At 58.4% G+C, this 20,138-nt stretch carries 20 protein-coding genes; 9 read left to right on the top strand and 11 right to left on the bottom strand.

Annotation, left to right across the window (positions count from 1 at the left end):
- Positions 1–254: 254 nt before the first annotated feature.
- The 6 genes from radA (at position 255) to ASTEX_RS13345 (ending at position 6,939) form a co-directional block, all read left to right on the top strand.
- Positions 255–1,628, top strand: a complete 1,374-nt coding sequence (radA, locus tag ASTEX_RS13370; protein ID WP_013480167.1) for a DNA repair protein RadA — start codon at positions 255–257, stop codon at positions 1,626–1,628.
- 194 nt (positions 1,629–1,822) lie between these two features.
- Entirely contained in the window at positions 1,823–2,320 is a 498-nt protein-coding gene (locus tag ASTEX_RS13365) for a CvpA family protein (RefSeq protein WP_013480166.1), read from the top strand.
- 116 nt (positions 2,321–2,436) lie between these two features.
- Positions 2,437–3,933 (top strand): amidophosphoribosyltransferase, encoded by a 1,497-nt coding sequence (purF, locus tag ASTEX_RS13360; protein WP_013480165.1) that lies wholly within the window; start codon positions 2,437–2,439, stop codon positions 3,931–3,933.
- Between the two features lie 20 nt (positions 3,934–3,953).
- The gene (locus ASTEX_RS13355; RefSeq protein WP_013480164.1) at positions 3,954–4,691 is read left to right on the top strand and encodes an SDR family NAD(P)-dependent oxidoreductase; all 738 of its coding nucleotides are present in this window, start codon (positions 3,954–3,956) and stop codon (positions 4,689–4,691) included.
- Positions 4,692–4,762: 71 nt separating this feature from the next.
- Positions 4,763–6,106, top strand: a complete 1,344-nt coding sequence (locus ASTEX_RS13350; protein ID WP_013480163.1) for an aminotransferase class III-fold pyridoxal phosphate-dependent enzyme — start codon at positions 4,763–4,765, stop codon at positions 6,104–6,106.
- A complete protein-coding gene (locus ASTEX_RS13345) occupies positions 6,103–6,939 on the top strand; it encodes a PhzF family phenazine biosynthesis protein (RefSeq protein WP_013480162.1) in 837 nt (278 codons plus the stop codon). Before ASTEX_RS13350 ends, ASTEX_RS13345 begins: the two co-directional genes overlap by 4 nt.
- A 390-nt stretch (positions 6,940–7,329) precedes the next feature.
- On the opposite strand, the gene der is transcribed toward ASTEX_RS13345, so the two are convergent.
- The 9 genes from der to ASTEX_RS13300 form a co-directional block, all read right to left on the bottom strand.
- On the bottom strand, positions 7,330–8,916 hold the full coding sequence (gene der, locus ASTEX_RS13340) for a ribosome biogenesis GTPase Der (RefSeq protein WP_041659520.1): 1,587 nt from the start codon (positions 8,914–8,916) through the stop codon (positions 7,330–7,332).
- 92 nt (positions 8,917–9,008) lie between these two features.
- Positions 9,009–10,412 (bottom strand): outer membrane protein assembly factor BamB family protein, encoded by a 1,404-nt coding sequence (locus tag ASTEX_RS13335; RefSeq protein WP_013480160.1) that lies wholly within the window; start codon positions 10,410–10,412, stop codon positions 9,009–9,011.
- A 41-nt stretch (positions 10,413–10,453) separates the two neighbouring features.
- Positions 10,454–11,185 (bottom strand): tetratricopeptide repeat protein, encoded by a 732-nt coding sequence (locus ASTEX_RS13330; RefSeq protein ID WP_013480159.1) that lies wholly within the window; start codon positions 11,183–11,185, stop codon positions 10,454–10,456.
- 130 nt (positions 11,186–11,315) lie between these two features.
- Positions 11,316–12,137 carry a 3-methyl-2-oxobutanoate hydroxymethyltransferase gene (gene panB, locus ASTEX_RS13325; RefSeq protein WP_013480158.1) on the bottom strand — a complete coding sequence of 274 codons (822 nt, stop codon included), beginning with the start codon at positions 12,135–12,137 and terminating at the stop codon, positions 11,316–11,318.
- Between the two features lie 47 nt (positions 12,138–12,184).
- Positions 12,185–12,610 (bottom strand): hypothetical protein, encoded by a 426-nt coding sequence (locus ASTEX_RS13320; RefSeq protein WP_013480157.1) that lies wholly within the window; start codon positions 12,608–12,610, stop codon positions 12,185–12,187.
- 4 nt (positions 12,611–12,614) lie between these two features.
- Positions 12,615–13,202, bottom strand: coding sequence for an RNA polymerase sigma factor (locus tag ASTEX_RS13315; protein ID WP_013480156.1), 588 nt, complete (start codon positions 13,200–13,202; stop codon positions 12,615–12,617).
- Positions 13,203–13,230: 28 nt separating this feature from the next.
- On the bottom strand, positions 13,231–13,626 hold the full coding sequence (locus tag ASTEX_RS13310) for a DUF6249 domain-containing protein (protein WP_013480155.1): 396 nt from the start codon (positions 13,624–13,626) through the stop codon (positions 13,231–13,233).
- 135 nt (positions 13,627–13,761) lie between these two features.
- The gene (locus tag ASTEX_RS13305) at positions 13,762–14,109 is read right to left on the bottom strand and encodes an ArsC family reductase (RefSeq protein ID WP_013480154.1); all 348 of its coding nucleotides are present in this window, start codon (positions 14,107–14,109) and stop codon (positions 13,762–13,764) included.
- Between the two features lie 46 nt (positions 14,110–14,155).
- Entirely contained in the window at positions 14,156–15,088 is a 933-nt protein-coding gene (locus ASTEX_RS13300; RefSeq protein WP_245532568.1) for an ABC transporter ATP-binding protein, read from the bottom strand.
- Between the two features lie 306 nt (positions 15,089–15,394).
- Between ASTEX_RS13300 and ASTEX_RS13295 the strand changes: the two genes are divergently transcribed.
- Together ASTEX_RS13295 and ASTEX_RS13290 are read left to right on the top strand one after the other, a co-directional pair.
- Positions 15,395–16,090 carry a response regulator gene (locus ASTEX_RS13295; RefSeq protein ID WP_013480153.1) on the top strand — a complete coding sequence of 232 codons (696 nt, stop codon included), beginning with the start codon at positions 15,395–15,397 and terminating at the stop codon, positions 16,088–16,090.
- Complete coding sequence (locus tag ASTEX_RS13290; protein WP_013480152.1) at positions 16,087–17,457, top strand: HAMP domain-containing sensor histidine kinase; 1,371 nt, start codon at positions 16,087–16,089, stop codon at positions 17,455–17,457. The genes ASTEX_RS13295 and ASTEX_RS13290 overlap by 4 nt, the downstream gene beginning before the upstream one ends.
- Here the strand turns inward: ASTEX_RS13290 and ASTEX_RS13285 are convergent.
- A complete protein-coding gene (locus ASTEX_RS13285; RefSeq protein ID WP_168148154.1) occupies positions 17,454–18,389 on the bottom strand; it encodes a HupE/UreJ family protein in 936 nt (311 codons plus the stop codon). The genes ASTEX_RS13290 and ASTEX_RS13285 overlap by 4 nt on opposite strands.
- Positions 18,390–18,751: 362 nt before the next feature.
- A complete protein-coding gene (locus ASTEX_RS13280) occupies positions 18,752–19,666 on the bottom strand; it encodes a DUF3500 domain-containing protein (protein WP_013480150.1) in 915 nt (304 codons plus the stop codon).
- 43 nt (positions 19,667–19,709) lie between these two features.
- Here ASTEX_RS13280 and ASTEX_RS20560 point away from each other — a divergent pair, with 43 nt between their 5' ends.
- Positions 19,710–19,997, top strand: a complete 288-nt coding sequence (locus tag ASTEX_RS20560) for a hypothetical protein (RefSeq protein ID WP_168148152.1) — start codon at positions 19,710–19,712, stop codon at positions 19,995–19,997.
- Positions 19,998–20,138 lie beyond the last annotated feature (141 nt).

Below are 20,138 nucleotides of genomic sequence, written 5' to 3'. Positions count from 1 at the left end.
GAATCACAGATTTCACAGATTGACGCTTCGGGCCATCTAGCCTTCACCGCTTTGGGCGCCCGATTGAAACGACGCAAACTGTGTAATCTATATAATCTGTGGGTTGAAATTCATGTTACCAGCCACACGCTGAGGCGATCTGTGTGCCTCTGTGGCGAATATTTCCCAGCACGCAAGTTCACAATTTGTTCTGGATTTTTGCAACCGCTCAAGCTATCGGTTGCGCAGCATAAAACCCTTTACGCGAGCGAATCATGTCCAAGGCTCAGGCCGTCTTTGTCTGTCAGTCCTGCGGGATGACCCACACCAAATGGGCGGGTCAGTGTTCGGGGTGCCTGAGCTGGAACACGCTCGTGCAAGAGACCTCTTCCGCACCGCCTGGCAGTCTGAGACCTGAAACCTCGCCTTCGAAAATCTCAAGGCTTTCAAAGCTCAACTTTGAAACTCTTGATGCGCCCGACGAGGCGCCGCAGCGCATGGTGACCGGTATCGAGGAATTCGACCGTGTGTGCGGCGGCGGCATTGTCCCGGGCTCGGCCATCCTGCTGGCTGGCGATCCGGGCGTCGGCAAATCGACCCTGTTGTTGCAGGTCACTGCCCATGCGGCGCTGCGCGGGCTCAAGGTCGCCTATATTTCGGGCGAAGAAGCCGTTGAGCAGGTTCGCGGGCGCGCCTCACGCATGGGGGTCAGCAAGGCCCGTGTCGATCTGGCCGCTGAAACCTCGCTGCGCACCATTCTCGATGCGTTGAAACGCGATACCTACGACCTCGTCATCATCGATTCCATCCAGACCCTGTGGTCGGACGCCATCGACGCCGCACAGGGCTCGGTATCGCAGGTACGGGCCTGCGCCGGGGAACTGGTGAGACTGGCCAAAAAGAACCGCATCGCCATGATCCTTGTCGGGCACGTCACTAAGGAAGGCCAGATCGCCGGGCCGCGCGTCGTCGAACACATGGTCGATGCCGTGTTATCGTTTGAGGGTGAGCGCGGCTATCCGTTCCGCATCCTACGCGGCTCCAAAAACCGTTTCGGGGCCACCGATGAGATCGGCGTGTTTGAAATGGGCGACGGCGGTTTGCGCGAAGTGCCCAACCCCTCGGCCCTGTTTCTCGGCGACAATGACGAGCGCTCATCGGGGTCGGCGGTGTTCGCAGGGATCGAAGGTTCGCGTCCGGTGCTGGTCGAAATTCAGGCGCTCGTGGCCCCGTCGGCATTAGGCACGCCGCGCCGCGCCGTGGTGGGGTGGGACTCCGGACGTCTGGCCATGATACTGGCCGTGCTCGAATCACGCTGCGGCTTGGGCTTCGGCGGCAAGGACGTCTATCTCAATGTCGCCGGCGGGCTGAAGATAAACGAACCCGCCGCCGATCTTGCGGCAGCTATGGCGCTGGTCTCCGCCCTGCTCGATCAACCCCTGCCCAAGGCGTCGGTTATCTTCGGAGAAATCAGCCTGTCGGGCGAGCTGCGCGGCGTATCGCGCATGGAAGCGCGCATGAAGGAGGCCCTTAAACTAGGCTTTTCCAACGCCATTGCCCCCGTCGCGGCTCAGGAAAATGCGCCGTTCGAGGTAAAAACCTACTCGCATCTGGTCAATGCGATGAGCGCCTTCGACCTCAACAGTTAGAGCCTTCGTCGGCTCAGTCGAGGCGACGCATGACTCTAATTTTTTGTAAGGCCTCATGTATTTCCAAAAGGTGGCATCCACTTTTCGGCATGAGGGTTAAAACAGGACTATCGCTTTTTTATAAAAAAGGCCAGAATGGGTAATAATCTCCGGTAACGCCGGTACGGGTTTAAAGCCATTGTGAGGGGACGCACATGCAAGGCTACGATCTGATCTTTCTGGGCATATTACTGTTTTCCTGCCTGTCCGGTTTTACACGCGGCGCGACGCGCGAAATCGTCGGCACAGCGTCCTTCATTCTCGCCATACTGATCGCCATCTGGTTGGCGCCGTGGTTGCAATCGACCTTCCATCTGGGTGAGATGTTCGCGCTGGCGGTGATCATTGTGGTGTTTATCTCTGCTTATTTTGGCATCCGGGCGCTCGGCAATTCACTGTCGGAGAAGGTTAACAAGCAGCAGATGATGGGCTATGCCGACCGCACCCTTGGAGTGGCCTTTGGCGTATTGCGGGCCCTGGCTATTCTGGGCTTTATCCATTTGCTTTTTTCAGTCGTACTGCCTAAAGGAAAGCCCGACTGGTTCACCGAAGCCAAGGTCTATCCTTTGAGCGTACAGTGCGCCAAGGCCATTGTGTCGGTCGCGCCGTCCTGGGCGAAATATGCCGACAGCGTGGCGTCGCCCAACCAATAGGGTGATATGGGACTGCGGGACGTCACCGGGGCTTCCATTTCTCCTTATACCGACTATATGGAGGCAGCTCCTCCCCTGTCTCGCGTCAGGCCGTAACCGGCCACAAAGGTATCGCCATGCTGACCTCGCCCTCGGAACTGTCGGATAGCTTCGTCTCACGCGATCCCGACGACGACAGCCTGCGCCTTGAATGCGGCGTGTTCGGCATCTACGGCATGGAGGACGCTTCGGCAGTCACCGCGCTGGGGTTGCACGCCCTGCAACACCGCGGACAGGAGGCCTGCGGTATCGCCTCGTGCGACGGCCGCCGCTTTTACACCGAACGCTCGCACGGTCTGGTCAGCGACGTATTCACCGATGCCGACCTGATCAAGCGCCTACAAGGCCACGCCTCCATCGGGCATACGCGCTACTCCACCGCCGGCGGATCGCATCTGCGGAACGTGCAGCCCATGTTCGCCGATCTCGATTCGGGCGGCATCGCCATTGCGCACAATGGTAACCTGACCAACTTCATGTTCCTGCGCACGAAGCTGGTTGCTGAAGGCGCGATCTTCCAGTCCACCTCGGACTCAGAAGTCATTTTGCACCTGATCGCGCGCTCGCGCAGCATCAAGATCATCGACCGCTTCATCGACACCCTGCGCGATATCGAAGGCGGCTATGCGCTGGTCGCTATTACGCGCAAGGGCATGATCGGGGCGCGCGACCCGCTGGGCATCCGCCCGCTGGTGATCGGCAAACTGGGCCACGCCTATGTTCTGGCTTCGGAGACCTGCGCGCTGGACATGATCGGCGCGGTTTTCGTGCGCGATGTCGAACACGGCGAAGTGGTGCAAATCGACGAGGACGGTCTAAAATCGTTCAAGCCGTTTGAGCGCAAGGCCGCCCGTCCCTGTCTCTTCGAATACGTCTATTTCGCCCGACCAGATTCTGTAGTGAATGGCAAGTCAATCTACGAAGTGCGCAAGGCGATGGGGCGCCAGCTAGCCATTGAGCACCCCGCCGATGCCGATATCGTCGTGCCGGTACCGGATTCCGGTGTGCCGGCGTCGCTGGGCTTTTCCGAGGAATCAGGCTTGCCGTTCGAACTGGGTATCATCCGCAACCACTATGTCGGACGCACCTTCATCCAGCCGACCCAGAACATCCGTGATCTGGGGGTGCGCAAGAAGCATTCCCCCAACCGCGTCGTACTGGAAGGCAAGAAAGTCATCCTGATTGACGATTCCATTGTGCGCGGCACCACTTCGGTGAAGATTGTTCGGATGGTGCGCGCTGCCGGCGCCAAGGAGGTTCATCTGCGTTCGGCCTCTCCACCCATCCTGTGGCCCGACTATTACGGCATCGACATGCCCGACCGCGCCAAACTATTGGCGGCACAACATTCCATCGAGGAAATGCGTCAGATGCTGGAATGTGATAGCCTCGGCTTCCTCTCGGTCGATGGGCTGTACAAGGCGATGGGCCACGACGGTCGCAACAACGATCAGCCGCAATATACCGACCACTATTTCACCGGCGACTACCCCACCCGTCTGACGGACAAGGAGATCGCCGCCGAAGCCGAAGCCAGCGGTCAGCAATTATCGCTTCTGGCCAATACACACTAAAAAATAAGAAGGACGGGGCGATGACGGATACCCTTTTTCAGGGGCGTATCGCCCTGATCACCGGCGCGTCGCGCGGCATAGGCCGGGCGACCGCGCTGGGCCTGGCGCGATCCGGCGCGCACGTTATCGCCTGTGCCCGCACAACAGGCGCGCTCGAAGATCTGGATGATCAAATCTTTGCCGAAACCGGTCGTCACGCCACCCTGATTCCCTTCGATCTCGCCGACGGGGCGGCACTAGAGCGCATTGGCGGGGCTATCTATGAGCGGTTCAAGAAGCTTGACATCTTCGTCCATGCGGCGGCGACGTTAGGGTCGCTCACCCCCGTTTCCCATTATGAGCCCAAGGACTTCAATCGCGTTATCACTCTGAATCTCAACGCCACCTACCGCTTGATCCGTCAGCTTGAGCCGGTGATGAAGCTGTCGGATGCAGCGCGCGCCATCTTCGTTTCGTCGGGGGCCGCCTCAAACGCTCGCGCCTTCTGGGGAGCCTATGCCGCCTCGAAAGCCGGGATGGAGGCGCTGGTGCGCACCTGGGCCGACGAAATGGAAGTAACCTCTATCCGCTGCGCACTTGTCAATCCGGGGGCTATGCGCACGCGGATGCGCGCCGAGGCGTTTCCAGGTGAAGACCCTGAAACCCTGCCGCGGCCCGAAGAGATCATCCCGCTGATGGTCGAACTGGCGAGCGCCGATCGCGTGCCGGCGCTGGAGACGATCCACTTCCGGGAATGGGCTCATTCCAAAGACGCATAACCCACCAAGATTTTTCTAGAAAAACAAAGGTTTCAGGTTCACTTTTTGCGGGATTTGGGTCAAATAAACTCATGACCCAGGCCTCGCTCACTCCCGACCTCACCTTCCCAAAACCCGGCAGCGGCGCACTTCTCGACGAACTTTCCCAGTACGTCATCGCCGAGCCCTATCCGTTCGTCGTCGATCTGGAAGCGTCGCGCGGTCTTGAGCTGGCAACCGTAGATGGTGACCGCATCACCGACTGGTGCGGTCTCTATGGGTCGCGCCTGATCGGCTATAACCACCCGCGCCTCTATGAGCCCGACTACGTGCGCCGGCTAGTGGTGGCGGCCAATACCAAGATGGCTAATCCGGACTTCCTGACGCGCGAATGTCTCGACTATTACCGCCTGCTGCACGCGCTGCGCCCCAAGTGCATGAGGGGGGAGCGCGTCGAAGTCTATGCGGTCAATTCCGGCGCCGAAGCGGTTGAGAATATGATGAAATATCTTATCAATCTCCACCACAAAAAGATGCAGGCGCAGGGCAAGTCGGTCCTCAACCACCGCTTCATCTATTTTGAACAGGCCTTCCACGGTCGCACCGTCTATGCGCTCAATATCACCAAGCTGTCGAACGACCCCATCGCCACGCGCGACTATCAGGGCTTGATTCAGGGCAATCTTCAGGTTCCCTTCCCCGAATATGACAGCCGTCGCCGTGAAGCCGACAACCAGCGCGAAGTCGATAAGTGCCTGGCGACGCTCGACTATTTGATGTCCACCTATCGCGATGAAATCGCCGGCGTCATTCTTGAGCCGCTTCAGGGGGCGGGCGGCCATCGTCTGGCCCTACCGCGCTTCTATCAGGAGCTCTCGCGCCTGTGCCACCACCACGGCATTGCCTGGGGGCTGGATGAGGTCCAAACCTCCGGCGGACAGACGGGTGAGGTCTTTTCCATCGACCTGTTTGACGTCCCCCACCCGCCGCAGGCCGTGGCCACGGCCAAAAAGTTCGGCAATGGCGTCGTCTACATGCTCAATTCGATGGAAGATATTGGCGTCCTTGACTCGACCTGGGGCGGCACCTTGTCCGATATGGTGCGCTTTTGCGAAGAATGGCAGATCGTCGAGGACGAAGGCCTGCTGCAAAGCGTCGAAAGCAAAGGCGCGCGCCTCTTTGGCGGGCTGAACACACTCGTTGAAAAATATCCCGACACGATAGGCAATGTGCGTGGACTTGGCCTCTATCAGGGGTTCAGCCTACTCTACGCACCGAACAAGGGGCGTCTGATCGACATGGCACTGGAACAGGAGAAGCTGTTGCTGCTTGGGGCGGGCACCGACTCGATCCGCTTCCGCCCGCCGCTGGACGTAACGGAAGCCGAGATCGACGAGCTGATCCGCAAACTGGGTAGATTGTTGGGGCAATTATGAGCGCGCGCCGTTTCCAGTTGGTCGATGTCTTCCATTCCGGGCCGTTCAGCGGCAATCCGGTGGCCGTGGTGCTCGACTCAAAGGGCCTGACGACCGAAGATATGCAACGCATCACGCGCTGGTTCAACCTGTCGGAAACGACCTTCCTGCTACCGCCAGATACGCCCGGCGCCGATTACCGCGTGCGTATCTTTACGCTGGACCGTGAACTGCCATTCGCTGGTCATCCGACGCTGGGCTCAGCCCATGCGTGGCGTCTGGCTGCCGGTTCGGACAAGACCGAGGTGGTTCAGCAATGCGCAGTCGGTCTGGTCCACGTGCGCTTTGACGGCGACCGACCGGCTTTTGCCGCGCCGCCACTGGTACGCAAGGGCCCGGTCGATGCGGCCAAACGGTCCGAAATTATCGAGGTGCTGCGCATCGAACCGAACGACATCGTCAGCGTCGAATGGGCCGACAACGGCCCCGGCTGGGTGCTGGTGGAACTGGCCTCGGCCGACGCCGTGCTCGCCGTCGATCCGTTGCGTTATCTGGATCGCCGCGTTGAAATCGGTCTGGTCGGCGCGCATCCGACGGGTCACGAAACGGCCTTTGAAATCCGTGCCCTGTTCAGCGACGCCACGGGCGGCATTATCGAAGACCCGGTGACGGGCTCTCTCAATGCCTCGGTCGCCCAGTGCCTGCTAGCCGATGGTCGTGCCACCGCGCCCTATGTGGCGGCTCAGGGGACGAGGCTGGGCCGCGCCGGGCGCATCCACGTGTCGCAAGGCGAAAACAATATCTGGATAGGCGGCGAAACCCGCACCCTGTTCAGCGGCACCGGAAGCTTTTGAGGACGCCAGGTTTCAGAGCAAGGCTGACAGCCTGAAAATGCCTATCACTGAAACTTCTGCGATAAAGCCTATGGGCGGAGTAAGAGCTTCTCCCGGCTGACCTGAGTTGGGAAAGCTAACCAGAAACAGGTCATTGTATCCAGATAGTTTTCTGCAACCCAATTCCTGCCGCATGCACAAGTCTAGCGCAGGCACCGGGGGGGGCATTGCGGCAGAGGTTCGATTTGCGTTTGTTAGACACTTAACAGGTCCGTACCCGGGTCAACACTTAGAGATAGGCCTACATCGTCACAAGCGAAGACTATGCGCTCAGGCCGACCATTAGGCACGGACGGATCCTCAAAGTACCCATGAATGGTCGGAAGCCGTCGCCCCTGAAAGGCCTCCCACTTAGCGCTTACCCTTGCCTGCGGGCTTGCTGCGACCACCGGGGGCGGCAGCACCGGGCTTGGTTGAAGGCCCAAGGCTGCGCGAGGTGCGCGCCTTCACCACCACCTTGGGCGTCGCGGGCATGCCCTTGGGCTTTTGCTTGACGCGGTTGGGGTGGGCTGGCTTTTCGCCCGGCTTGACCTTTGGCTTGGCACGGACGCGCGGCGGACCGCTGGTGTCCTTGCTGCCGCCTTCATCGAAGGGATTGACCCCGGCATTGGCCTTGACGCTCAGTCGAATGGGCACGCCCGGCATATCAAAAGATTCACGCAAGCTGTTGATTAGATAGCGTTGATAGTGAGCCGGCATGGCATAGGCGCGGCTGGCGAACAGCACGAAGGTGGGCGGACGCCCCTTGGTCTGCGCCATGTATTTCGGCTTTATGCGCTTACCATCTACAGCGGGGGGTGGGTGACGCTGAATGGCCAGTTTCAGCCAATCATTGAGGTCGCGCGTCTTCACCTTGGCCGACCAGTTGCGATAGGCCTTGAGCACCGCGGGCATCAGGCGATCGAGACCACGCCCGTTCAGCGCCGACAAGGCCACGAACGGGGCCCCGCGCAGTTGCGGCAACATGCGCTCGGCGATCTCGCTCAGTTCGTGCAGGCGCGCCTGCGGCTCTTCGACCGTATCCCATTTGGAGATGACGTAGATCAGAGCCCGGCCTTCACGTTCGACAAGATCGGCGATCTGAAGGTCCTGTGTTTCAAAGGCATTTTCCTGATCCATGACCAGGATCACCACCTCGGCAAAGGTGATGGCGCGGATGGTGTCAGCGGTCGAAAGCTTTTCCAGCTTTTCCTGCACGCGCGCCTTGCGCCGCAGACCCGCCGTATCGACGAGGCGGATCTTTCGCCCTTCATACTCCCAATCGACCGAGATCGAGTCGCGGGTAATACCCGCCTCTGGCCCGGTCAGCAGGCGGTCTTCGCCCAGCAGCCGGTTGATCAGAGTCGATTTACCGGCATTGGGACGCCCGATGATGGCGATGCGGACGGGCTTGGTGTCCTCATCCTCGTCTTCGTCCTCATCGGCAATGAAATCGCCCTCGATCAGTTGGCGGTACTTTTCCAGCGCCTCATAGAGCTCGGAAATCCCCTCACCATGTTCCGCCGACAGGTGCAGCGGCGCGCCGAAGCCCAAAACGTGCGCCTCTTCGGCGCCGGCAAAACCGGCGTGGCCCTCGGCCTTGTTGGCGATCAGGATGACCGGCTTATCCTTGAAGCGCAGGATGTCAGCAAAGATGCGATCGAGTGGCACAACGCCTTCGCGGGCGTCCATGACGAACAGGGCGACGTCGCATTCCTCGATGGCTTTCTCAGTCTGCTGGCGCATCCGCGCTTCCAGCGAGGTGTCAGCGACGTCCTCAAAACCGGCGGTGTCGATGAGGTCGAGATCAATGTCGCCGATGTGGCCCGAAGCGTAGCGGCGGTCGCGCGTCACGCCGGGCTGGTCATCGACAATGGCCAGTTTCTTGCCAGCGAGGCGGTTGAACAGGGTGGATTTGCCGACGTTCGGACGGCCGACAATGGCGATTTTTAAGGTCATGCAGAGGTTATTACAGGAGATACTGTGTAAAAAAAAGAAAAGATGCAGGAGGCTGGCCTCCTGCATCCGAATGTTCCTAGCTTTGGGTTAAATTACTGAACGGCGATCAGCTGCGCCTTGTCGGTCAGGACAAACAGCTTGTCCCCCACCACGATTGGAGCCAGATAGGCCGCATCACCCAGTTTCAGCGTCTCCTTGCGCGTCCCGGTCTTGGGGTCGAAAGCGACCATCTCGCCTTCGGAATTGACCATAATCAGGCGGTTGGAGGCCAGAATCGGGCCAGTCCACACCGGCAGGTTCTTGACCTTCTTTTCACCGCCCATTCCGAAGAAGCTTTTCTTGGTCTTGGCGCGACCCTGATTGAGATCGACTAGCCAGTAGACCTGACCCGAAGCGGCATTGGCGGCCATCAGCTCACTTTGAAGCGTCGACAGATAGACGGCATCGCCGGCCACCCATGGAGCATTGGTGGAGTCGGCGCTGACTGACCAGCGACGCTGACCCGACTTGGCATCCAGCGCCGAGAAGACGCCCGAATGGCTGGCAGCATAGACGAGATTGTTGGCGACCAGTGGGCGACCGGAAATGTCGCGAATTTCCGACAGGGCGTTGGTGCGCGTTGATTGGGCCAGAGTCTGGTTCCACACCTGCTGACCGCTATTGGCATCAATACCGACCAGTTCGCCCGACGAAAACGGCGCGATAAACAGGTTCTCATAGATCGCCGGAGAGGTTGTACGCAGGATGCGTGCCGGTTCGACCAGTGCCTGATAGGTCCAAGCGGGTTCCCCCGTTTCCTTGTTCAGCGCGATCATCTGGTTATCGACGTCACTGAAGACCACCACATTGCCGTTGACGGCCGGCGCGGCGCGCAGCGGGCTGTCGAAGGTTTTGGTCCACAACACCTCACCCGAGGCGGCATCAAGCGCGGCGGCCAGACGGAAGCCGGAGGTCACAAATAGTTTGCCAGCCGAAACGGCCAGACCACCGCCAAAGGCATCCTTGTCGCGGCGGATGTCCGGATTGAGGTTACGCGTCCACACTTCGTTGCCCGAATTCACGTCAAACGCGCGGATACGCGCTTCGCCGTCCATGGCGTAGATCAGCTTGCCATCCGATACTGGCGAGGCGACGACCTGAGCAGTACGTGACGAACCCGCCCCGACGGATTTCGACCAGGCAATTTTGAACTGCTCAGCTGCGGCGGCGTGCTCGACCGTCGTTGTCGGGCCGCTGGCGAAGGGCCAGTCGGCGACCGGTTGCGGCGACGGCAGGTAGAAGTCCTGCCCCGCCAGACGGTCGGACGGCTGCACCTTCTGTTCAAAAGCGACGATAGAGATGCGCTCGCCCTGCGTGGCGACCTCTTTCGGCTCTTCTTTTTTGAGCGGATTGAGGTTTTGGATGGTCGAGCAGCCCGAAAGCCCCGCGCCCAGCACCAGCGCCATAGCCGTGGCGGTCAGGATACGACCGGTATGGTGGGAAGTCTTTGCCGTCATCAGGGCTTTCTCATCAAGGCGAAGTTAGTCGGGTGTGTAGGTTACTGTTGCGGCAGGCTGAGCGGCGCGGCCATCTGCGGCTGCGCCTTCACTTCTGGCAGCTTGATCGCCTGACGCGCCACTTCGGCCCCGCCGGAGTCGATCAGGGCCACCGCCATCTGGGCGCGTTGCTTGAGCGGATCAGAGGCATCCAGCGAGAAGGCCAGCGCCTGAAGGTCGCCGCGCGCCCCCTGAATGTCGCCCTTCTGGATCTTGGCCATCGCCAGCGCTTCCTTGGCCAGAGGCGCGTAGGGACGGCCTTCCTTGGTCAGCGGCGTCAGGCGCTTCTCGACGTCCTCGAACGACGCCTTGTCCATGATGAGGAAGGTGGCCTTTAGCGTGGCCAGATCGGCAATCAGCGGATCAGAAGAGGTCTTCGACGCCTCTTCCAGAAGCTTAACGGCTTCATCGGTCTTGTTGTCCTCGACGGCCAGCCCGGCCAGTTGCGACAAGGCCAGTGCCTTATAGCCCGGCGCACCCGCGTCCACGACCTTCTGGAAATCGGCCTTTGCCGCCGCCTTATCATTCTTGGTCAGGGCTTCCTGAGCGGCCACATAGGCCTCAGACGCCTTGCTCACGCGTGAAGCGTCCCACGACGTATAGCCCCAGAAGCCCAGCGCCCCGATCAGCGCAACAGCCAGTGCACCTCCTACGAAAGGGGCGCTCTTTTTTGCGATGGCGGCCCAACGGTCCTGACGCAGACCTTCTTCGGCTTCCTCGAAAATATCGCTCACGTTTATTCCTTGTCTCAGAACACACTGACGGGACCGCAGCGCGGCGGTCACCGGTAAATCTGGCGCGAACCTAGCCGCAACAGGCCGGATGCGCAATGATCATTAATGACGCCCCATCAGGGTTGTCATTCTACTTCGCAAAATATGTCTCTTGTGGGGCCGGAAAGTCGCGGCTTTTGACATCTTTGGCGTAAGCCGCGGCGGCCTCACTGATGGTTTCGCGCAAGGCCGCATAGCGGCGCACAAATTTGGGGGACCAGTCGAACTGCCCCAGCATGTCATCCACCACCAGTATCTGCCCGTCACAGGCCGCCGAGGCCCCGATGCCAATGGTCGGCGCCTTGACCGCCGCCGTAATCTCTCCGGCCAGATCAGCCGCCACGCCCTCGATCACGATGGCAAAAGCCCCGGCCGCGTCGGTATCGCGGGCTTCCTGAAGGACTTTTTCGCGTTCTTCGGGGGTGCGGCCCTTGGCGCGGAACCCCCCATCGACATTGACCGCCTGCGGGCGCAAGCCAATATGCCCCATGACCGGGATACCGCGCTGCGTCAGATAGGCGATGGTGCGGGCAACGGTCGGCCCGCTTTCGACCTTTACCGCCTGTGCACCGGTTTCTTTCAGCAGGCGAGCCGCATTGGCAAAGGCCACTTCCGGTTCGCCCTCATAGGAACCGAACGGCATATCGACGACAACGAAGGCGCGTCTGGCCCCCCGCATCACCGCCTGACCATGCAAAATCATCATCTCCATCGTCACGCCGATCGTATTGGGCAGTCCATGCACCACCATGCCGACGCTGTCGCCGACCAGCAGGATGTCACAATGATCGTCAAGAATTTCCGCCATCGGCGCGTCATAGGCCGTTAGGCTGACCAGAGGCGTCCCGCCCTTGCGCGCATAGATTTCCGGCGCGGTCAGACGCTTGACGGGGGATGGGGTATGGCTGCTCACCTTGAAGGCACCTTTCGCTCAGCCGGGAGGACCGGCAGGGAGTGGGCCTATATCCCCTCTTCACGCATGTTGACGAGGTACAGGCCGACAATGCTCATACATAGCGAAAAGCTGATCCAAAAAAAGAGGGGCGACTGAGCGAAGGCCAAATAATCGGTGGACTTGCTTAAGGCTAGCGCCACTGCATTGGCGACGTTTTCCAGCAGTTCGCGCCCGAAGCCAAGGCTGGCTTCAAAGGTGGCGTCCGGGGTAGCGGCCGGGCGTGTGGCAGCCTGTGCCGTAGACGACAGGCCGGGCAGACGCACCAGTTGGGTCAGGGCATAGAGGCCACCCAGTAAACCGGCCAGCGCGATAAGGCCCTGCCGCAGCCAGTTTTTGGCACCCAGACGGCGCATTACCCGATCCTGAAACACCGGTTCGTCATCGAAGCGCATCGGCGTCTGGAACAGATGGTAAAGGTCTTCATCCTTCATGACATCACCTCTCGATAACAGCGGGCACGGCCTCAGCCATGTCCATCATCGCCCTCAGTTGCGTCAGTCCGCGCTTTATATGGCTCTTAACCGTCCCCAGCGGCAGGCCTGTCTCGTTAGACACGTCCTGATGGCTGAGCCCGCCGGAAATATTCAGCGTGACGCACAGGCGCTCCGCCGGTTTCAGCCGCGACAAGGCCCCGTCCAGATCACGCGCCGCGCCCTCGTTCTGGCCGGCCTGATGCAGGTCCGGCGCGGACTCATAAGGGGCTACATCATCGACCAGCAGGTATTTCTGTGTTGCCTTAACCTTGCGTAGATAGCGGCGGGCGGCGATCATTTTGAGCCAGTTGAGAAACGGACCATCGGCCCTGTACTCTGTCAGTCGCTCATAGGCCGTGATAAAGGCCTCCTGCGCCATGTCGTCGGCATCGGCGCCTTGCGCCCCCATGCGCCGCAGGTGCGTGCGCAGGGCCGCCGAGTGGCGTCGTACCAGCTCACCGAACGCGTCGGACACGCCCAGCACCGCCTGAGCGATCAGGTCATGATCGCTCAGATGTCGGTAACCGGCAGCGGTGGAAGGGGCGGACATGGCGGGTCGATTCTGAAAGCGTTACGGCTCAGGACTTCTTCTGATTGTTCAGACCGACAATGCCCATGATCAGCAGGGCGACGCCGATAAAGCCCGGAATGGCCGCAATGCCGGACAAGGTCTCAAACGTGTAGTCATTGCCGACATAGTCCATGACCACCAGACCCAGGGCCACGGCCATCAGGATCAGACCGGAGCGAATGTCGTTGACCGGCGTTTTCATCTTGCCAATCGACGCGCCGGACTTTTGCAGGCTGTCCAGATATTCCGGCGGCAGGGGCTGACCCTTTTCAATGGCCATACGGATGGTCTTCTGCACCTCGGCCCGGTCCTTGGCGCGGAAGTACATCACGATGCCGACGATAAAAATAGGCATCAGGATAGAGATGATGGGGATGAGAAGTGCCGCTTCGAAACCGTGCATGTAACGATCTCCCTTGAGAAAGTGTCAGGCGAAAATCCGCCTCTGTAGGATAAGAGGCACGGACAGGGCCATTTGGATGCACAGATAAGTATTAAATAAAATTCATTCGACCGAGAGGCACGCGCTCCTCTGAACTCACGCAAACAAGGCCGCATAGAGCTCAGGCTTGAAGCCGACGGTGATTATACCGTCCTTGTCCAGCACTGGGCGTTTGATCATCGACGGGTTGGATAGAATCAGGCGGATGGCCTTGGCCTCATCAATGTCGGCCTTGTCGGCCTCGGGCAAAGCCTTAAAGGTCGTGCCCGCCTTGTTGAGCAGAACCTGCCAGCCAACCTTCGAAGACCAGTCCTTCAGATGCGCCTCATCTATTCCCGCGACCTTATAGTCGTGAAAGGCATAGGCCTGCCCCTGCCCTTCCAGCCATACCCGCGCCTTCTTCATCGTATCGCAGTTTTTGATGCCGTAGAGGGTCAAGGCCATGAGGGGGACTCCTGTATCTAAGAGATGAGCCCCCTCCCTAAACGGCTTACACTACGTCCTCAAGGCTGAAACGATCGACCTTTTCGTCATAGTCGAAGGCTTCCGCATAGCGGCCCCACTGCACGACCGAACGCAGGGTTTGCTGCGCGAAGGTTTCGGACATGAGGGTTTCCAATTGGTCGCGTACGCGCTGCGCACTCAACGCCGCCTCGCCGCCGGTTTCCAATGCATGGCGGATATAGGTGGCCAGCGGCACATGGGTCAAAAGCTGCTGGCGGAACAGGTGTTTGCGGCCGTCAACATCGGCCTCGACAAAGGCCTGAGCGGCAGGCAGCAGTAAAAGGTCGCCGCCTTCTAGTTCGGCAAAGCGCAGCAGTTGCAGCACTTCGGCGATAGGGAAGAGTTCATCAGCCTCGTACTGAAGCTCAGCCGCCAGGGCCGGCAGGTCCGCCTTGCCGGCATAGGCCGACCCGGCCAGCGCCTCCGTCAAACCGGCCAGAATTGCGGTCGAAACGCGCGGCAGGACCATGGCCATGCCCATGCCCGCAAACAGGCCTTCCTGCACCGGAGCCTTGGGCGTGCGTGTGGTCATGCGGCGGTAGATGTCTTCGATCACCGCACGAAAGGCCGGGTCCAGACGGTCGCGCGGCTGCGGCAGATCGACGGTGATTCCGGCTACCGCCCGCCCCGGATTGGACGAAAAGACAAGGATGCGGTCACACTTCCGCACAGCTTCTTCGATATTGTGCGTCACAATCAGGATCGACTTGAGCGGCGTGCACCCTTCGAACCACAGGTCGAGCAGATCGGTGCGCAGGGTTTCTGCCGTCAGGACCTCCAGCGCCGAAAAGGGCTCATCCATCAGCAGGATATCCGGATCGACGACCAGAGCTCGCGCCAGACCGACGCGCTGACGCATCCCGCCCGACAGCTCCTTCGGGTAGCGCGACACCGACAAGCATGCGTGGTTTTCGGGCAAGGATACTCGCGCGGTCTGTTTTTGGGCTTAGGGAGTTGGGCTGACTTGGGGCGCGGCTATGAGCCAGACGGTAGCCTTCGCCATTCATCTCAAGGATGCTGAAGTGGTGGGTCATGCGGTCTAGGTCATTGGGCCCAAGGGGCAACGTCGGCAGCCGTCTGTTCGTTGTTATCAGAATTGGCAGTGCAAAAGCCGATAAATGAATTAGTGTACGAAATCGGCGCTCGCGTCGTCATTATAGTTATCGCCTTTCAGACCGCCGCATTCGAGGTCGAGCTTCGATCCGCCACTGCCTAGACACGAAAAATGAGTAAAAATAATATATTAGTTGTTGAAGACGATGATGAGTTACGCCAGCAAATGGCTCTCTATCTCGAAGATAATGGGTATAGCGTTATTCGGGCCCCCGACGCTCAAGCGCTTGATCAGATCCTCGCGGAGCAAAATGTGGACGTCATCGTACTCGACCTCGGCCTACCCGGCGAAGGCGGACTTTCGGTCTGCAGGCGTTTAGATGCCCGATTAAGACCCGGCATCCTCGTTGTGAGTGCCGCGGGTGAGGAAACAGATCGCATTATTGGACTTGAACTCGGGGCAGATGACTACCTTCCTAAGCCCTTTAGCCCCCGCGAATTGCTGGCACGGATCAAAGCGATGATCCGGCGGCATAGCGCCCTTAGGCAAGGATCTTCACGAGATGACGGCATCTATCGTTTCGCTGGGTTCACTTATGAAGCGGGGAAAAGGCGGCTGCTAAGCCCCTCCGGCGTGGTTATTGCCCTTACCATGGGAGAATGTCATCTACTGAGCGCACTTCTTGTCTCTGCAGACGGAACCGTGTCTCGTGAACGGCTGCAGGTGGCTGACGACGGAATGGGACGTGCGACAGATATCGTGGTCAGCCGATTACGCAAGAAGTTCGAAAACCACGGCGCTAGCGGGATTATCTTGACCAGTCGCGGAAAGGGCTACCGGCTCGGGTGTCAGGTTACGATCCCATGAAAATTTACCAGTTAAGGCGCTTTCCGCTTCGCGTACAAGTATTAGGCCTGACGCTTCTATCGATCGTTGTGGCGCAAGGTTTAACGCTTCTAGCCGTGTCATTTGCCCCGGTTCTTCCTCCCCCGGAATATCACCAGCAGGAAGTCATAGATGCGCTTTTGGGAAAGCAGGTTGAAACCAACGAGCGGCGCCCTCTCATCAAACGCATTGAACAGAAACTACCCTCTAAGCTCTCTGATCCTTCGCCCCTCGACACAGAATTGGCGCAACGCATAGCCGAAACGGCGGGAATGGCACCCAGTCATTTCAAACTCAAGGTCTATATGGCGCCCCCGGCCATGATCTCTGCGACAACTCCTATGACTGGCCTTCGCGGGCTTCCACCTGGCCCGCCTCCACCCGTGTCTGGCGGGCCGCCGCCCAACGGACCCTTAGAACGGTCAAGGGCGGGTATTTTCACCGAGTTCATCGCTGCGCGAGCGTTGCCGGATGGTCGCTGGGTGATTGTGGAACCGGCGCCGGAAAGAGAGTGGGTCCGGCGTTTGCTCTTCTGGATTTTAGGCGGTTTGATTATCATGGCGCCTCTTGCCTGGGTCTTTTCAAACCGCATAACCGCTCCTATCCAGAAATTTGCAGAAGCCGCAGAGACCTTAGGCAAAAATCCGGCAGCGCCACAGATGACCCTTCAAGGCCCAGCCGAAATTGGTCAGGCTGCTGAGGCATTTAACAGGATGCAGACCCGACTAAATCGATATGTTGGGGATCGTACATCCATGTTTGGAGCCATATCTCATGATTTAAGGACGCCATTGACCAGGATGAGGTTCAAACTCGATAGGCTTGAACCCTCGGCCAGAGACAGCTTGCTCAATGATGTCCGGCATATGGAGCTCATGATATCAGGTGTTTTGTCCTACCTGAAAGATGCCGAAAGTACAGGTCTGCGAGAGCCTCTGGACATGACCTCAGTGATAATGTGCGCGGTCGATGACATCGCGGAGACCGGAGGTAAGATAACCGTCCTAGGGACACCGCCCGTTTGGTCCGTAGAGGGCAATAGCGTTGCACTGAGATCTATGGTGGACAATGTCGTCGAAAACGCCATCAAATATGGTGAGGAAGCCTTCATTAGCATCGAAGTCAGTCAACAAGTTGGGCGTCTGATTGTTGAAGACGCGGGACCAGGCCTGCACGTGGAAGACCTAGAGCGCGTGTTCGACCCATTCTACCGCTGTCACAAAGAGACGGAAGGAACCGGCTTGGGATTGACTGGTGCCCGCACAACCGCCCGAGCACACGGAGGAGACATTAAGCTTTCGGCTGGTCCCAAAGGGCTAAGAGCGGAAGTTACTATCCCATGTATTTAAGATAAGCGATTCTCGCGTTTCACCCCGACTTTGTATCTCCAGAACGCGAAGCCCGATCCAAGGGTTAGGGCCGCCAGCCAAAGCGGCGCCAGACTGAAAACGCCATCAATTGCCGATGCAGTCGCATTTGGAGCTTCCATAAGCCGCTCGGCAACCCAAGCCACCGAGGCAACCGCTGCAAGGGAGGCACCTGTTAGGCGAAACAATCGATATGACCCTGCTTTGGCTAAAAAGATAAAACAGGGTGCGATAAGGCAGATTATAAAAAGCTGCATCGCTTCGATGCCTAAATTGAAAGTTAGAACAGCCGCAGTCTTCTGAACGACGTCGAGACCGATGGAGGCGATTGCGGTTGAAAAAGCCATGCCATGAACCAGGCCAAATATGCCTGCAATCCAAGCATCCTGCCCCTTGAACACAGGGCGCCAGGCATGGGCCGCAGACAGGAGTATTGAGAAGGCGACCAACACCTCAACCGCCTTTTGAGGTGCTGTTAAGACAGAAAATGATCCGAGTATAAGGGTCAACGAGTGGCCAATAGTGAATGCGCTTATGACACGCAAAAGCTTTATAAAACTTGCCTTTGCACCAACATACCCAGCCCACCGCCCCCCCTGCGCCAGAAGAGGTGAAGGGAGAATCAATGCGAGGAGGAAAAGAAGGTGGTCAGTACCCTCAGCGATGTGCCGCAAACCCATCGTGAACACATCTGTAATGCCCGCAAAGCGACTACCCTCGGATCTGTCGAGCCGTATCTTATAAAGCTGCCCCCCCAAGCTTCCAATGATGCGCGGTGACTGAGGTTGGAGCCCCTTAAACCAATCTGCCTCGAGTGAGACGATAGCGGAGTGTGTTGCGATCTCTTTGACAATCACCTCGTACTCGAGGTTCAACGCTTTTGGCGTCTCTCCCGCAGGCGGTATCAGGTCCACCTCTACCACCCAGTCATTTTGTTCCAGAGTGGGGGGCCTGGTCTCTGCTATGTGCAGGGACCAAATGTTACCATCATCGGAATTGGCCTTAATCCGCTCTTCGACATACCTGCGGACTATTGCCGATGTTAAGCCGTTCAAACCATTCCCGATAGGTTCGGGATCTGAAATTTGGCCTGCCTGAACCAATGCAACCGCCAAGCGGTCGCTGGGCAGGAGAAGCCTCAGCCGCCAAGACTTAGGATAAACTCTAACTTCCAGTGAAGACTGCGGCATTGGGTGGGCGTGTGCGGCACCAAACCCCACCCCCCAACACAGGAAAAGGCAGATAAAAGCTCTAGCAATCCAGGATTTCATGGGAATTAGAATGTAAAGTTACCGCCGTAATCGGTGGATCTGTCGCGCCAAATGCTGTGATAATGGTTGGCGCTGAGAACAATTCCGTTTTGCACACTGAGTTCTATCCAAACCCTCGGGCCATCGATCCGAACATAGGACCCTTTGGTGGAAAGGTCAGAATAGGACGCCCAGGCGATGTAAGTACTCGCTAGGGCCGTTTCTGTCGTGTAGGCATCTGACTGCCCAGTACCGTTTGCATCGTCTGAATAGGTCTTGATCGCCGCTTTAACGAGCTCCTTTTGAGCGCTTGTCAGGGAGGAGACCGCAATGCCTTGTTTGGTCGAAGGATAATTGCCATCCTTTTGAGGGCCTACCAAAACGTCATCATAGGCTTGGCTCAGCTTGGCCGTGGCCAATTCCGTACTGCTTAGGCCCGTCAGCATGGCAAGAAGGGCATTGCGCCGTGTCGCCATTGGCGTATGGGTGGTTGTACCACTGGTCCAAGTCACCGGCTCCACGGCTACAAAGTTAGGTGTCAAGCTGACATAGCTGCCATTCACACTGGCTAGAAATGTGTAATGGTGTCCGGTAAACTCCAAAATCCAGGGGCTGGAGTCTGACGGAGTGCCGAGGAAGGACACGTAGTAAAGACCAGAACCATATCCAGAAGCGTAGTTCGCCAAGTAGTCATCCGCAGCCAGAAGCTCGCTCATGGTTGTTTGGCCTGAGCTCGACAATGCGGCATTTAGCATCGCCATTGCGGCGGTCTTTTGAGCAGTGGTCAGGCTTCCTAAAGTGACCCCGTGGCGTGTAGCAAGAGTGGTTGGCAAATTCGACCAATAACCTGTCGCATTCGAAGATGTGAGACTATAACTCACCGATGTAACCTGGCTTGAGCTTAAGGTTGCGAGAAAGTTGTTAGCTAGGCACGTTAGCATTGCCCCCTGCCCCGAGACCGTAGAGCAGTCAGATGTTGTCGCGGTGCTTGATGAAGACGAAGCGCTTGAGCTCGATGAGGAACTCGAAGAGCTCGATGATGTTGTCGCAGTCGCCGTAGTAGTTGAAGAAGAATCCCCGTCACTACCGCAGGCTGATAACAGTGAAATTATAGTGGCTGCGCCGAGCGCAAGAGATTTTCTAGGAAAATACATGTGCAGGTCCGTATGTGGGCTTCACATGTTGGGATATCCAGAATATTTGACCATTTTGTGTGCAAATTCAATGATTTCGTTTCATTTTGAAACATTTGCTCGGCCTCCGCTGTGGTGAAGAGTCTCGACAGCTGGACATCCGCAAAAACCACTGGGGTTGGCGGGATAGGATGATTCACTGGTTGTGTAGCGTCAGTGGAAGAACATCATGGACCCAAAGCAAGGGACCGACGCCGTTGAAAGGCCCACCATCGATCGC

Source organism: Asticcacaulis excentricus CB 48 (genome assembly GCF_000175215.2).
GTDB classification, from domain to species: Bacteria; Pseudomonadota; Alphaproteobacteria; order Caulobacterales; family Caulobacteraceae; genus Asticcacaulis; species Asticcacaulis excentricus.
This window is presented reverse-complemented; position numbering and strand designations above follow the sequence as displayed.